The following is a 13,359-nucleotide window of genomic DNA, read 5'->3' as shown; positions in this document are numbered from 1 at the left end:
GCCGGTCAAAGCGCGAGCGTGAGTTCGGAGAGAGGAACCGTCTGGCAGGTCAGGCACTGGTCCGTCGCGCCCTCATCGCCGCCGAGTTGTGCGACGTCGCCCTTGACGATGCGCATGGCGCAGCTCTCGCACTGGCCGACACGGCAACCGCTGGGAAGAGACAGGCCCGCGGCCTGAGCGGCATCGAGAAGGGTTCCGAGTTCAGGCGACCAGATAAAGCTTTTGTCGGTACCGGCGACGTGAACCTTCTGTGGCTGCAACGTCCGCGGCACGATCGGCGGTGATGCGAACGCCTCCGCGAATACGTCGAAGCGCGGCATGCCCCGTTCTACCAGTCGCTCAGTCATTGATGTCGTGAAGTGCGGCGAGCCGCAAAGATAGGCGAGGGGCCGTTGCGGCAGCAGCGGATCGATCGCCGCTAGGTCGAGCCGGCCCGCATAATCGTAGTCCTGCGCACAGCGATCCTGCGCGCGTGGCGCTGAAAACGCCGTGACGAGATCGAGCTCCGGCAAGAGGTCTGCAAGCTCCCGCAACCGCCGGGCAAAGGGATGCTCATCACCGTTGCGGCAACCATAGAGCAGAAGCACCTTGGCGACGCGCTCCGTCGGCTCGCGCTCCGCCAGCGCCTCGAGGTGACTCATAAAGGGTGTGATGCCGATACCGGCCGCGAGAAAAATGAGAGGCCGGGGGCCCGCCAGCGGCGGGGTGAAAATTCCTCTTGGCGCCTCGATCTGGACTTGATCACCGACGGTCAGGCGATGGATATGAGCGGAAAGATGACCGGTGTCGCGGGTGTGGGCCAAATCGTCGAAACGCCGTTTCTTTATTGCGACCGACAGGACGTCCTGGCCGCCATGGCCGGTCAGCGAATAGGCGCGGGTCACATCGATTCCCGGCAGGCCCAGCATGATGTGTTGTCCCGGCCGGAACGCGGGAAGCGGGCCGCCATCGCGCGGGAGGAGGTCGAGCGCGACGACATCGTTGGACTCGCTGCGAATGGCGGCGACCGAGAAAGCGCGCCGGCCGACCCAGCGGCCACGGCTTGCGGTCTCGTCCTTGCGAATGTCGCAGCGTATCGCCCGCAACGGCACCGAGCCGCTGACCGGATCGCGCGTTGCGTCGCTCAAGCCGTCGTTCATGTTCGATGTCGCAAAACCAGAGGAGCTGGTCGCTTCGCGGCCCAGTGGCGGACAATCCTCCCACCAACCGAACTCGGCGATGGCGATGCGATCGTCGAGAGATTCGTTCAGCCGCACGCGCAGCCGTACCTCTCCCGTTGACGTCTCGACGATCGCCCAGTCGCCATCCTCAAGGCCGCGCCGCGCCGCGAGCGTGCTGCTGATCTCGATCGCGGGATCAGGCGTTTTCTTCCGGAGCGAGGCGATATGACGGTGCGAGCTATGCACGAACCAGCCGCTCTTGGCTGTGGTGAGCACCAGCGGGAAACGGCTGTCGGCGCCGTCTGCAAGCGGGCTTTCGGCGGGCTCGATATGGCCCGGCAGCGGCGCGTAGCCATGATCGAGCATCAATTCCGAATAGATCTCGACACGGCGGGTAGGCGTGGCAAAGCCTGCAATCGTGCCGTCCTCCCGCTGCACTGCGTATTTTTCGTGCCGGAACGGCTGGGGAAAGCGCAGGCCCTCCGGATGCCGACGAAGTTCGTCGACCGTCACGCTGAGCGGCGCGAGCTGATGGTTCCAGCCAGCGCGGATGTCGCCACCGAAGAATTGGTTTGCCAAGCCCAGCCTGACGGCGAGCTCGGTTGCGATTTCATAGTCTGCTTTGCAGTCGCCGAGACGCGGAAGCATCTGCGGACGGAATTGTATCGTCTCGACGGCATCCTGCGTGATCTCGAAACCGATTTTGAGGGCATCCCGCTCCCACGGCATATTGGCCGGCAGGATGATGTCCGCATTCTCGGCCGTCGGATTCATGAACATGTCGACGTGAACGTGGAAGTCGAGCGCACGCAATGCCTCGCGATTACGTGAGGAGTGGCCCTGCGAAACCATGAAGTTGGTGCCGAAGCTCATCAGCGCTCTGACGCGATAGGGCTCGCCCGTGAGCACGGCGCGGCTGAAATCGCGCGCGGTGATCCATCCCCGGCTTGGCGGCCCGAGCGGCAATTCGTCGATGCCGAGCGCTTTGGCCTTCTGTTCCGGCGGCAACAAGTCATAGTCGTTGACGCTCCGCGTCGGCGGCGGCACCGGCCAGACATTGCCGCCCGGCCGGTCGCAGGCGCCGGTCAGCGCGTAGAGTGTCGCGATCGTCCGCTCGGTCATCGTCGCATTGGTGTGCTGGCCGACGCCGGTCCACGAGTGGTAGGCGAGCCTTGGGCTGTTCTCGAACAGGCCGTAGAACGCAGCGATGTTGCGCTCCTCGAGCCAAGTCACTTCGGCGACGCGAGCGATCGTGTAGGGGGCAGCCTCCGTGGCCAGCAGACGAAAAGCGGTCGCCGCAGCGATGATGCGGTCATCGCGCGCGGCAAGCGTCGTCCGGCCATCCAGCCTGCAGTGCGCAGGATCGAGAGCCGCAACGCGGGCGTCGTAGGCCCGCGCCATCCCGGACTGATCCAGCACGACGAAAGCTTCCGACGCTTGATTGTCCCAGAGTTCGTTGGCACGAACGAAGCGGCCTGTATTGGTGTCGACCAGGAAAGGCCCGTTGGTCCAGCGCGTGACGAAGCCCGCATCGAACGATCCTGTCGCGATGAGATGCCGGATTGCGCCCAACGCGAGGGCTCCGTCCGAGCCGGGACGGATGCGTAGCCAGAGGTCAGCGTCCTGTCCCGATCCGTTCGGCTTGGGATCGACCACTGCAACCCGCGCTCCGCGCCGTCGCGCATTGCCGATACGGGTCGCCTGGGCAAGCCATGTGCGGGCGGGATTGTGTCCCCACAACACGATGGCGTCGGCCTGCTCATAATCCGGAAAGCCGATACCGCGGCCGAAAGTGAGGGCATGGGCATAGTCCTTGTGCCAGCCGCAGATTTCGACGGCGTAGATCAGATTTGGACTGCCGAAGCACCTGATGAAACGCTCGACCCATTCGAAGCTGTCGACCATCGGGGTGCCGCTGGGCGTGGTGACGGCAAAGGCCACAGCTTCAGCGCCGGATGTTTTGCGAATGCCGCCGAGCTCTCGGACGATGCCGTCCAGCGCCTCGTCCCAGGAAATTTCGGTCCAGCCCGGATCGGCAGCGTCTCGCGGCGCAGTTCGACGAAGCGGTTTGGTCAGCCGCCGCGGACTATGGACCATCTCCGGTGCGGCGCGGCCCTTTGCACATAGCGCTCCGCCGGTCGGATGCCCTTGCAGGCTCTCGACGCCGATCAGCCGGCCATTCTCGACCACCATGGTCGAGCCGCACCGTGACCGGCAGAGCGTGCAATAGCCCGGGATGCGCTCAGCCATCGTCAATGAAACCGTGTCACAGGGAAGTTAATGTAGCGCGTTACTGTAACGCTTTACATAGCATGATCTGTGGGCATATCCTCCGTCAAGCGCATTTATTGTGCTGCACTTGCTAAGCCGGAGGGCTCTGGAACCGACGAAGCGGAGATGGGGATGGAGCAGAATTTGCGGGAGCAGGTGGTGCAGCAGGTGCGCGCCGAGATCATTTCCGGTCAGAGCGCGCCGGGAACGATGTATTCCGTGCCGACCCTCGCCACGAGCCTCGGCATCTCGACGACTCCCGTGCGGGAAGCGCTGCTGGAGCTGACGCGCAGCGGACTGATCGAACCCATGCGCAATCGGGGCTTCAAGGTGGTCGAACCGACCTTGACCGAACTGCGCAACCTGTTTGATCTCCGCGAAGTCCTGGAGCTCCATGCGGCCGCGATCGTTGCACGCAAGCCAAAGAGGGATCTCGAAGGGCTTTATCGCTTTGCCGATGACATCGCGCGCGCGGTGAGAACGGAAGACCTGAGGCTCTATCTCGAATCCGATCGAAGCTTTCATCAGTTGCTGACGGCCGCGGCGGACAATGCACGCCTCACCGAGTTGGTGATGGGATTGCGTGACCAAATGCGACTTTACGGTATCAAGTCGCGTGCAGGTCTCGCCCGCCAGAATGAGTCAACCGCGGAGCACTATCAGATCATTGAGCTTGCGATGGCCGGCAAGGAGGAGGCTCTCACCAATCTGCTCAGGCATCATATCAGGGCTTGGGAGCCCATCTTTGTTGAAGCGTTGTCACAGGTGACGATCCCGCGCGAACCGATTGCCGCCAATCGCGGTCGGGGACGCTAGTTGCAGGCTGCTCCACGATCCGCAGCATGCCCGAGGGATTTGCGGTGGCCGCCAACCAGCAATCAGCATTGTGGTAAACGGGTCAGCGCTCATGCTTCGTGCAGCATCGCGTGCAGACGCCGGGCAAGCTCTGCCAGGCGGAACGGCTTTTCGACAATTGGAAATTCCCCGACCGCATTGTGTCGTTCCAATACATCTGCCGCATAGCCGGAAGCGAGCAGGATTCTGATATCCTTGCCGAACTTCCTCGCTTCGCGAGCAAGCTCAACTCCGCTCATTCCGTTGGGCATCACGATATCACTCAGCAAGAGCTCAAAATTCTGACCGCTCTGGAGGATCCGAAGCGCGTCCATGCCGTTGCGGGCACAGGAAACCTGATAGCCGCACGTGGTCAGCATGGCTGACGTGGCCTCCAGCAGATCCTCGTTGTCTTCAACGAGTAGAATTCGTTCCGTGCCGGTCGGTATGGCCTGGGGTTGAGAGCACTCCGGATCAGCCTCACGCGCTTGCGCAGCCCTGGGGAGGTATAGATCGATCGTAGTTCCGGCGCCGGGTGCGCTGTTGATGACAATATGGCCACCAGACTGTCGAACGAAGCCATAGACCATGCTGAGTCCGAGTCCCGTACCCTTCCCGACATCCTTGGTCGTGAAGAATGGCTCAAACACGCGGTCCCGCACTTCCGGGGGCATTCCGCAGCCGGTGTCTGCGACGGAGAGCCTCACATACGATCCGGGCGGACAGCCGGACACCGAGCTCCTGTCTTGGACCACGTTCCGGGTTTCGATCTGCAGCACACCTCCATCGGGCATGGCATCGCGCGCATTCAAGGCCAGGTTGAGGAGCGCAGTCTCCAAAAGCGACGGATCAACGCGACACATCCATAATTCTTCATCTAGCCGCAGTTGGACTTCGCATCCATCCCCGACGGCTTGACGGATGAGTCCCTGGAATTCCGAAAGGAGCCGATTGGGGTTGACGAATTCCGGCTTCAATGCCTGCCCACGGGAAAAGGCGAGAAGCTGCGTCGTGAGCTTCGTTCCGCGATGCACGGAACGTCGCGCCGCTGCGGCGTATTGCCGGATCTTGCCGATATCTGGGGCATCCTCGATGAGTTCGAGATTCGCAGAGATCACCGTAAGCAGGTTGTTGAAGTCGTGCGCGACGCCGCCGGTGAGCTGGCCGACGGCCTCCATCTTCTGGCTCTGATGGAGCTGCTCCTCCATCTGACGGCGCGCCTCCAGGGCCTGCTTGTGATCGGTGATGTCGCGGAGGAAGATCGCGAGGCCGTGGCTCGAGGGAAAGGCATTGAGTGCGTACCAGGCCTGCATGCGCGGGCAAAACATTTCGAGATAGGTCGGTCGTCGCTCTGACGTCGCCTCCCGAATTTTCTTTAAGGCTTCCAGATCGGCGGCGACCGGGAAGGCTTCTGAAAGGGCCATGCCGACGATGTTCCGGCCGTGGGCGACACTCGCCGAGGCCGGTCCATTGAGATAGCTGACCCGCCAATCCCGATCGACGATAAGCACGCTGTCGGTGGTGTTCTCAAAAATCATGGTGAACCGAGCGGCGGCTTCCTCGGCTCTCTCCTTTGCTTCGGACAATTCGTGCTCGCGGCGTTCGAGCGCATCGGCCATGGTGTTGAACGCTTCGGCGACCCGGATGATTTCGGATGTTCCCTGGACGTCGACGCGTCGTGCAAGGTCGCCTAGCCGCCATTGGTTGGCGGCGTCGACCAGTTGCTCGAGCGGACGATGGATGAACCGCCGAGCCCCCAGCGACGTCAGGCTCAACACCAGCGCGGTGCTCAGTACGATCAGGAAAACGCCACGCTGTGTGCCGTGCTGGATCTCGGTGAACGCCCGGGCTTTGTCGAGGCCAAAGGCGATAACGATTCCCCCATCCTGCAGGACCGAATAGCCGACGATCCGCTCCACACCATCGAGATCGACGATATCGGCAGTGCTCCGATGGTCGGGCTTTCGGTCGTTATCCCCGGCTATCCTCCGGCTGGCAAAGCGGTCGTTATCGGGATAACGGGCAAGGTACGTGCCGTTCCGGTCCATGATCGCAAGTGCAGCTCCCGGCGGCACATCCTGCTGAGCGATGGAGCCGGCAAGCCAATCCAGGCTGAGGGCGGCTATGACGACGCCGCCAAGCCGGGCATCGTCGCCATAGAAAGGCAGCGCAAAATGAAGGACCTTCCGACCAGTCTGCCGACCGATTGCGAACTCTCCGACTGTGAATTTGCCGGTTTTCAGTACGTCGGCGAAGTAGGGCCTTCCAGCCGCGGTCGATCGCTTGTAGTCAATGTTGGTGTCACAGAAGGCGTCGCCGTTCGTGTCGACCACGATGAAGCTGATGAACCCCGGATATCGTCGCATGATCCTGGCGAGGTAGGCGTTGCAGCCTTCGGTGTTCTTCGCCTTTATCGCCGGAAGCTCCGATAGTGCGATCAGGGCTTGATGCATTCCCTGGACGATCTGCCGCTGTTCTGCCGCGGCAAGCTCCGCCAGGTTGAGTGCCTGGTTTTGCACTTCGACTTGGCGGGCGCAACGGAATTGGAATTCATTGTAGGCTTGAATCGCGATAGCTGGGATCAGTGCGATAGCCACCAGCAGGAATAGACGTGATAAAAGAGTCACTTGTTTGCTTACCTTCTGCCCGCGATCTGCGGTCCTGCAACGCCCCTCGACCCAGTGGCGCTCTGACGTCGATCGCTGACGAAATGCGATCTGCGATGCTCAGGACAATCATCTTGATCGCGACGCTAATCATGCCGTTGTGTAAATGACGCTTCAGACAAATCCTTCGGTCTCCGTTGTGCGAAACGATCTTCATTCGACGTCCTCGCAAGCGTGAGCAAGGGCACTGCCAGACGCGGCCTGTGCGGTCTTCAAATGTTGGCGAGCTCTGCTACTGGATCATGACGCGATCGGACTGAGAAGTTACATCTGTAACGACAGGAGCGACGCCGCCTTCGTGGCGATGGCCAAGCACGCGCTCGAATCCATCATGCATCTGCGGAGTTTGCCCGTTCTGGATCGGCCATGGCGCGCTTGAGCGGCATGATATCGGTCAAAAGCAGGTAGGCTGTCGCAGGAACTCCTGCCGCTATCGAATGCAAGTTCATGGAGGAATCCGCCTGTTGCAAAAAGTCTTATATGCCCGTATTTTAGGGGAATATGCCCCTATCGATCAAAGCGGGCCACGGATCGCCGTCTCAAGTGAGGGAGTATCCAGGATGAAACCGACTATCTTGATCGCCGGCGCTACAGGTGCGACCGGCCGCGTTGCCACCAAGCTTCTCCTGCAGCAGGACTTTCCTGTGCGGGCGCTCGTTCACCGCGATGACGAGCGCTCCAGCAAGCTCCGAGCCGAGGGGGCCGAAATCGTCGTCGGCGACCTCCTCGACTTCCGAGCCGTACGCCGTGCGTTCGATGGGGCGCAGCGGGCATACTTCGTCTATCCGATCCGGCCCGGCATCACCCAGGCGACGGCGCAGTTCGCGCAGGCTGCGCTTGAGGCCAAGGCCGAGTTCATCGTCAATATGTCGCAGAAATCGTCTCGTCGGGATTCGAAAAGCGATGCTGCGCTTCAGCACTGGCTGTCGGAGCGCGTGTTCGACTGGGCCGGGACGCCCGTCGCGCACCTGCGCCCGACTTATTTCGCTGATTGGCTCCTCTACATGCGAAATATGATTCGCGCGGGCCGGATGTCAGTTCCTTTCGGCACGACGGGCCGCCATGCGCCCATTGCTGCGGAAGATCAGGGGGCTGTCATCGCCGCGATCCTGGCCGATCCGGCGCCGCACAAGGGGCAAATCTATCCCCTCTTTGGCCCCGTCGAGCTTACGGCTCCGGAAATCGCCGCGACCGTGGGTAAAATCCTCGGCAAGGAAATCCGCTACGAGAAGATCACCGCGCAGCAGTGGGCGCGCGAAGTCACCGGACAGGAGATTCCGTTCCTTGCACAGCATCTGCAGGAGGTAGCGATCGACCACAACGACGGTATCTTCGCTGGGACGAATGACTTGGTCAAGAAGATCGCCGGTCGGCCGCCGATGACCGTCGGTGAGTTCGTCGAGAAGAATCGGGCGGCCTTTCAGTAGGCCGTCCACGTCAGCTCAACGACCGATAAACATTTCTCGATTTGAGGAACGGCATTTTCGGGATTTGGATACGCGTATGCATGACCTGATTGGCTTTTCGATCGAAGCGCACGGCGGACTCGCTCGTTGGAATCAGCTCCGACAGATTTCCGCGAGCTTCATTCCTGGGGGGCTCAGTTTCAAGCAAAGGGGACAAGAAGCTTTCACCAGGGAGCGAACGAGGGTGACTGTGGACACCCGTGAGCAAAGAGCAGTCTACGTCCCTTTCCTCGGTTCTGGGCAAAGCGCGATTTTTGAGCCGAAGCGCACGGCCATTGCAGCTTCCGATGGCACGATTCTGGAGGAGCTGAATAATCCGCGCGAGTCATTCAGGGATATGGGAACGCCCTGGAGCGCGACCCAATTGGCTTATTTTGCCGGTTACGCGATGTGGATGTATCTCACCATGCCGTTCTCCCTCGTAGGGGACGGGGTCGAAACAGAGGAAATCGGTTCATGGGCGGAAGACGGAGAGACCTGGCGTGCGTTGAAACTGAAGTTTCCCAAGTCGTTAGTCACCCACTCGACGGAGCAGACTCTCTACTTCGATAGCAACGGGCTGATCCGCCGGCATGACTACGCAGTGGAGATTTTTGGCGGCCGAAAGGCTACTCACTATCGCTATGATCACAGAGCGACAGAAGGCATCACATTCTCCCATAAGCGCCGGGTTTACCTTCCGGATGCCGAGGGAAGGCCAAAAATGGATACGGTGATGATTTCGATCGATCTCGACGAACTCGAACTTTTGCGCGTGGCGCCTTAGCGGCGCAGTGCAATAGACGGAGCGCGCCTCGCCACGTCGGGTGGCGGACTATGCGGTCAAGCTGGATTCATTGGGCGACGAGCGATTCAAACATCTCGCGGTCAGGGGGATGTGTTTGAACGGCCATATGCCGCTTTCGGCCTATTCCGTCCCGATCTGGCCTGGACCGTTTTGCTCGATTGAACCTTCACCGAAGTCTCTTTCTCGCCGCGCTCGCCCAAACCGCACGAGAGAAGCTGGTCCATGAGTTTGTGCATGGCAAGGACGTTGGAAGCACCGAACTCAGTCTTGAATTCAGCCTGCGCACGTTCCCATCCCGGCCGCGCCAATTTAAACCGCTCCAAACCAGCCTCAGTTATGGAGATGAGGCGAACCCGCCGATCCTTCGGACCGATCTCGATCTTGATCAGGCCGTCACGTTCAAGCGGGCGAAGGTTATGACCGATCGTGGCGCGGTCCATGGTCAGCATCTCTGCCAGCTCAAGCATCGACTTCGGTCCGCGTTGCTTCAGATGACCCAGAATCGCGTATTGCGTGACACGTAACCCGGACGCCGCGATATGTGCATCGTAGAAACGGTTAACATGGCGAGCAGCGCGCCGCAGCTTTGTGCTGTTGCACAAATCAAGCACATCGACATCGCCAATCGCCATATTTGCATCTCCTGTCCGCGACTGATGCAAGCCCAGATAGGCGGCTGGTGCAAGATGGTCAAGCATGGGAGGAGGCTACCGACTTCGGCTCCATGTTCGCGCGAGCTTGGTGATTGCTGGCTGCGAAATTGAACAAGGAGATGTCGCTCACGCACGGCCGCCATTTCCCTTGGCGCGGCGCAGCAGCTCCACCACTTGCCGATCCGAGATCTGGTTGAAATCCCGGTAGTGCATGCCGACTGCAAAGAACGACTCCGGATTCATCAGGCAAATGACTTCGTCTGCTTCGGCGTTCAGGGCCTCGAGCGTATCGGGCGGAGCGACCGGCACCGCGAGCACGAGCCGGCGCGCACCCGCCCTGGAGAGTGCCTTGAGCACGGCCCGCATCGTTCCACCGGTCGCGATGCCGTCGTCGATCACGATCACGGTGCGGCCTGTGATGTCGACGGGCGGCTCGCTGTCGCGATAGAGGCAGCGCCGCCGCTCGATCTCTGCGAGCTGGCGGGATGTCTCCGCCTTGAGATAGTCGGCGCCGGGCTCGATGGCGCGAACGATCTCGTCGTTCATCACCACCTGCGGCTTCGCGCCATCGACCACCGCGCCCAGCCCGAGCTCTTCGTGTCCGGGCGCGCCGATCTTGCGCACCAGCACGACATCGAGCGGCGCGTTCAGCGCCTGCGCGACCTCGAATGCGACCGGTACGCCACCGCGCGGCAGTGCCAGCACCACCGGGTTGTCGTTCTTGAACTTCAGAAGCGTCGGCACGAGCCGGCGTCCGGCCTCGCGACGGTCGGCGAAGATGCGCTCGTCGCAGGTTCCTGTCAGCGGCGATGACAGGAAACGGCGGAACCAGCGTTTGGCATGCTCGATGACCTCCTCAAGCGCGCCGGGTTCTTCAAACAAATGACCGGCTCGTGGCACGATGACCAAATCCTTCTCGCAGGAAAGCGCGGCGAAGGCCGCACGGTTGAGCGGAATGACCGGCAGGTCGGCGCCGCCCACGATCAACAGCGTCGGCGCGGTGACGGCGCGCAGCGCCTCGCCGGCGAGATCGGGCCGTCCGCCGCGCGAGACCACTGCGCCGACATTCTGCCGTTCGGCCGCGGCGACCAGTGCAGCCGCGGCCCCGGTGCTTGCGCCGAAATAGCCGACGGGGAGTGCCGCAAATTCGGGCCTGGCATGGACCCAGTCCGCGGCTTCTGCGAGGCGTGACGCCAGCGGACCGATATCGAAAACGTTGCCGCGGTTGCGCTCTTCCTGCTCACTGAGGAGATCGAGCAGCAGGGTGGCAAAGCCCGCCTCGCGCAAGCCCGCCGCCACCTGATTGTTGCGCGGGCTGTGGCGGCCGCTGCCGCTGCCATGCGCGAAGATCACGATGGCAGTCGCGTCCTCGGGTACGCCCAGTATGCCGGCGAGATGATGCAGACCAATGTTGACGTCGCTGATCTGCGCTCGTCCGCCCGTCATGATCAGTCCTCGGCAGGAAAAAGGGCCGCGCTGGGTTCCCTCTAAAACTGTAACTCAGGCCGGTGGTGGATGTTCCTCCGCCGCGCTCACGTGATACCCTCGACAGCGCGCAGCGCGGGTACCACGAAGTCGATGAAGGCGCGCACTGCAGGTCTCAGGAAGCGCGACGTCGGATAAGCCACGTAGAGTTCGCTCGCTCGAATCTCGTGCTGCGGCAGCACCTGCACCAGACGTCGCGCACGCAGTTCTTCCGTCACCAATGGAAGCTGTACCGGACCCAGGCCGCGGCCCGCCAGCAAGGCCGCAATAAGGACCCGCGCGTTGTTGGTCTTCAGCACAGGCTGGACTGGCACTTCGATGGTTCTGGCGCCGCTCAAGAGTGTCAGTGTTCCTCGACGAGACAGCACCGCGTCAGTGACGACGAGCGCGTGGTCGGTCAGTGCCTGCCAGCGCCGGACCGGACCATGCTCTGCCAGGTACTCAGGTGTCGCAACCAGGATGCGCTTGATGATGCCGACCTTGCGCAGGACGGTACTTTGGTCCGTCGGGCGTCCCATGCGAACCGCCAGGTCAATGTCTTCATGCACGAGGTCCGCCGCCCTGTTCTCCAGCGTGAGGTCGACCGATACGGTCGGGTGCTGCTTTTGGAAGTCCATGACGATGCGGTGCAGATGGCTTTCACCAAGGCAGACGGGGCCGTGAATGCGCAGCTTGCCACCGACTTCGCCCATATCACGGCGCACCATCTCTACCGTCGCATCGATGGCCGCCAGGGAGGTCCCGCCTGCTTCGTAGAGCATCAGGCCTTGCGGGGTTGGGCGCACCGCGCGCGCGGTCCGCTCGAGCAGGCGCGCACCGGTATACTGCTCGAGGTTGCGCAACAGCTTGCTCACCGCGGGCTGTGAGACGCCCAGGTCACGGGCAGCGGCGGTGATGGAGCCGCGCTCGACAGTGCGCACGAAAGCACGAAGGGCGGCGGTCAGATCCATTCATAACACCTGGTTATGCAGATCATTCGCTCATAGCGGATAGACGCGGTGCGGTCCATGATGAACATTCCGCGCAAGAACTCGGCCAACATGAGGTGCACGATGGAATTCGACCGGCGATCACTGTTGTTCGGAGGATCACAGATACTGCTCGCGGGCGCGGCTGCGACAGCGGCCGGACTTCAGTCCGTCTCTGCTCAAGAGAAGCCCGATAGCGCGGAGCCCACTAAGATACCGGCCGGGATGTCTAGTCGTTTCGTCGATGTGAATGGCATCCGCATGCACTACGTTGCCATGGGATCCGGCCCTGTCGTCGTTCTGCTGCACGGGTGGCCCGAGACGTGGTTTGCCTGGCGCGGCATCATGCCGCGACTGGCCAGGAAGTTCACCGTGGTTGCGGCTGACCTGCGTGGGTGCGGGCTATCGGAGCGCACCGAGGCTGGATACGACAAGCAGACGATTGCCGAGGACATACGCGCATTGATCGCCCACCTGGGACCCGGTCCAGCCCACGTGGTCGGCCACGATATGGGCGGCAAGGCGGCCTATGTCCTCGCCCACCTTTACCCGCAAGCCGTTTCCAAGCTCGTGCTCGTCGACTGCCTGCTTCCGGGAACCGAGAATTTGGACGCCTTGCGCGGCGGAGCGTGGCACTATGGATTTCACGTGGCGTCGGAGTTTCCGGAGATGCTGACCAGGGGGCGAGAGCGCGACTACATCCGCGCGCAGATTCGGGCCTGGTCGCACAACAAAATGGCCATTTCCGAGGATGCCATTTCAGAGTTCGCCTATCATTACGCCCGCCCTGGCGGAATGACGGCCGGGTTCAACTACTATCGAGCGCTGCGCCAGGATGCGAAGCTCGCCGAGACGCTGCGCGGACGCAAACTGATGCCACCTGTGATGACCATCACCGGGCGTCATAGCGCCGGCGACAAGCTCGCCGAATCCTTGCGTGATCAGGCCGCCGATCTCACGAGTGTCGTCGCGGAGGATAGCGGTCATTTCGTTGCCGAGGAGGTTCCGGATTTCTTCTGCGAGAAGCTGGAGACATTCCTGGTGGGTTGAAGCTTGCTGACGTGGACAA

Annotated in this window: 9 protein-coding genes; 4 read left to right on the top strand and 5 right to left on the bottom strand. The window is 61.7% G+C overall.

Annotated elements, in window-relative coordinates; all coding sequences use genetic code 11:
* Nucleotides 1-5: 5 nt before the first annotated feature.
* Entirely contained in the window at nt 6-3,410 is a 3,405-nt protein-coding gene (locus AC5ZG5_RS37175) for a molybdopterin-dependent oxidoreductase (protein ID WP_456645817.1), read from the bottom strand.
* Nucleotides 3,411-3,563: 153 nt separating this feature from the next.
* Here AC5ZG5_RS37175 and AC5ZG5_RS37170 point away from each other — a divergent pair, with 153 nt between their 5' ends.
* Nucleotides 3,564-4,247 (top strand): GntR family transcriptional regulator, encoded by a 684-nt coding sequence (locus AC5ZG5_RS37170; protein ID WP_456645818.1) that lies wholly within the window; start codon nt 3,564-3,566, stop codon nt 4,245-4,247.
* An 89-nt stretch (nt 4,248-4,336) separates the two neighbouring features.
* Here AC5ZG5_RS37170 and AC5ZG5_RS37165 read toward each other — a convergent pair whose 3' ends face one another.
* Nucleotides 4,337-6,862, bottom strand: coding sequence for an ATP-binding protein (locus tag AC5ZG5_RS37165; RefSeq protein WP_456645819.1), 2,526 nt, complete (start codon nt 6,860-6,862; stop codon nt 4,337-4,339).
* 629 nt (nt 6,863-7,491) lie between these two features.
* Between AC5ZG5_RS37165 and AC5ZG5_RS37160 the strand changes: the two genes are divergently transcribed.
* Both AC5ZG5_RS37160 and AC5ZG5_RS37155 read left to right on the top strand, forming a co-directional pair.
* Nucleotides 7,492-8,358 carry an NmrA family NAD(P)-binding protein gene (locus tag AC5ZG5_RS37160; protein ID WP_496165508.1) on the top strand — a complete coding sequence of 289 codons (867 nt, stop codon included), beginning with the start codon at nt 7,492-7,494 and terminating at the stop codon, nt 8,356-8,358.
* Between the two features lie 76 nt (nt 8,359-8,434).
* Nucleotides 8,435-9,163, top strand: a complete 729-nt coding sequence (locus AC5ZG5_RS37155) for a hypothetical protein (protein ID WP_456645821.1) — start codon at nt 8,435-8,437, stop codon at nt 9,161-9,163.
* A gap of 101 nt (nt 9,164-9,264) precedes the next feature.
* Here the strand turns inward: AC5ZG5_RS37155 and AC5ZG5_RS37150 are convergent, their stop codons facing one another.
* The 3 genes from AC5ZG5_RS37150 to AC5ZG5_RS37140 form a co-directional block, all read right to left on the bottom strand.
* The gene (locus AC5ZG5_RS37150) at nt 9,265-9,816 is read right to left on the bottom strand and encodes a MarR family winged helix-turn-helix transcriptional regulator (protein WP_456645822.1); all 552 of its coding nucleotides are present in this window, start codon (nt 9,814-9,816) and stop codon (nt 9,265-9,267) included.
* 147 nt (nt 9,817-9,963) lie between these two features.
* Complete coding sequence (locus AC5ZG5_RS37145; RefSeq protein WP_456645823.1) at nt 9,964-11,283, bottom strand: phosphoribosyltransferase family protein; 1,320 nt, start codon at nt 11,281-11,283, stop codon at nt 9,964-9,966.
* An 86-nt stretch (nt 11,284-11,369) separates the two neighbouring features.
* Nucleotides 11,370-12,272, bottom strand: a complete 903-nt coding sequence (locus AC5ZG5_RS37140; protein ID WP_130227699.1) for a LysR family transcriptional regulator — start codon at nt 12,270-12,272, stop codon at nt 11,370-11,372.
* 243 nt (nt 12,273-12,515) lie between these two features.
* On the opposite strand from AC5ZG5_RS37140, the gene AC5ZG5_RS37135 reads away from it, so the two are divergent.
* Nucleotides 12,516-13,340 carry an alpha/beta fold hydrolase gene (locus AC5ZG5_RS37135; RefSeq protein WP_456645824.1) on the top strand — a complete coding sequence of 275 codons (825 nt, stop codon included), beginning with the start codon at nt 12,516-12,518 and terminating at the stop codon, nt 13,338-13,340.
* Nucleotides 13,341-13,359 lie beyond the last annotated feature (19 nt).

This window comes from Bradyrhizobium sp. Ses1, from assembly GCF_059512365.1.
Note: the sequence above shows the minus strand (reverse complement) of the source record. Positions and strands in the feature narration are given on the sequence as shown.

Bases quoted from the DNA above. Each gene is read 5' to 3' on its own strand.
- AC5ZG5_RS37175 (WP_456645817.1), bottom strand. From the start codon at position 3,410: ATGGCTGAGCGCATCCCGGGCTATTGCACGCTCTGCCGGTCACGGTGC.
- AC5ZG5_RS37160 (WP_496165508.1), top strand. From the start codon at position 7,492: ATGAAACCGACTATCTTGATCGCCGGCGCTACAGGTGCGACCGGCCGC.
- AC5ZG5_RS37135 (WP_456645824.1), top strand. From the start codon at position 12,516: ATGTCTAGTCGTTTCGTCGATGTGAATGGCATCCGCATGCACTACGTT.
- AC5ZG5_RS37155 (WP_456645821.1), top strand. From the start codon at position 8,435: ATGCATGACCTGATTGGCTTTTCGATCGAAGCGCACGGCGGACTCGCT.
- AC5ZG5_RS37170 (WP_456645818.1), top strand. From the start codon at position 3,564: ATGGAGCAGAATTTGCGGGAGCAGGTGGTGCAGCAGGTGCGCGCCGAG.
- AC5ZG5_RS37140 (WP_130227699.1), bottom strand. From the start codon at position 12,272: ATGGATCTGACCGCCGCCCTTCGTGCTTTCGTGCGCACTGTCGAGCGC.
- AC5ZG5_RS37150 (WP_456645822.1), bottom strand. From the start codon at position 9,816: ATGGCGATTGGCGATGTCGATGTGCTTGATTTGTGCAACAGCACAAAG.
- AC5ZG5_RS37145 (WP_456645823.1), bottom strand. From the start codon at position 11,283: ATGACGGGCGGACGAGCGCAGATCAGCGACGTCAACATTGGTCTGCAT.